The sequence below is a fragment of the Micromonospora sp. DT48 genome (assembly GCF_049844495.1).
GTDB lineage: Bacteria > Actinomycetota > Actinomycetes > Mycobacteriales > Micromonosporaceae > Micromonospora.
Window position 1 is genome coordinate 1 of record NZ_JBNCLE010000054.1, and the last position, 1,077, is coordinate 1,077.

Below are 1,077 nucleotides of genomic sequence, written 5' to 3' on the forward strand. Positions count from 1 at the left end.
GTGACACGGTCAGGTAGGCGGTCTCGCGGCTGGTCTTGCCAGCGACGATGCGGGTGCGGGTGATGCGTACGGCTTGTTGGGCGTGTGGGAAGGCGATGCCGCCGGGGGTGGCGACGGTGACGGCTTTGACGGTGCGGGTTTCGCGGCGGCTGTGACCGCGGTCGCGGGTGCGGTCACCGACCGGGATCTGTGCCCAGGGCAGTCGTTTGAGTTGCTTGAACAGGGTCGGCTGGTGGGCCTTCACCTGTACGAGCAGGTGCGCTCGGCGGGCGGTGACCTCGTTGGCGTGACCGGTCTGGGTGTGTAGGGCGTCGGCGATGAACAACACCCCGGTCAGGGTGCCGAGCACCTGTTCGACGGCGTCGAGCAGCGGGGCGAACGCCGGGATCTCGTTGCTTTTGGCGTCCACGGTGACCTGGGCGAGCACGATCCCGGTGGTGGTGTCCAAAGCGGACAGCAGATGCACCTGGCGGCCGTCGCCGGTTCGGGCGCCGCGCAGCGTCTTGCCGTCGATGGCGATCACCGTGCGATACCGCCCCGGCGTGATCATCTCGACGGGAGTCCGGGTGCGCAGCCAGCCGGCCAGGACGGTGCCGAGCAGCGTGTCGTCCAGGCGCGTCAGGATCCGCCAGACAGTGCTGCCGACCGGCACTCCTGCGGTGAACCCGAGCCGACGCTGGGCCTGTTCGTCCAGGTCGTGCAGCCAGTCCGTGATCGCGGCGAACGACGACGCCCCGGCCATGACGGCACAGACCGCCACCGCCAGCAGCGGAGCCAGCGGGTAACGCACGCCTCGTGGGTCGCGTGGATCAGGAACAGCGGCGAGCGCGCGCAGCAGCCCGCCGTGTTCACCGTCGGTGACCGGCACGGCCTCGGCGGTGGAGGTGGGTGCGGCTACGGCAAGTGCCCGGATGAGAGATGATGCCATCGGCGGGTGGGGTCTTCCTCGGAGTCGTGAAGCGTCGCAACTCCATGATCACCGATGCGGCCTCACCCGCTCCTTGCGCCTCCACAGAGGCCAAACTCGTCTCGAAATCCCTGGTCAGCAGCCCGTCAGCCGACTACGCAATCGCCCTG

The 1,077-nt window shown here is 69.0% G+C and carries 1 protein-coding gene; it reads right to left on the reverse strand.

Features of this window, described 5'->3' with window-relative positions:
• Window positions 1-928, reverse strand: a 928-nt coding sequence (locus ACLQ2S_RS27125; protein ID WP_425703814.1) for an ISAs1 family transposase, incomplete at its 3' end; no start/stop codon positions are given.
• Window positions 929-1,077 lie beyond the last annotated feature (149 nt).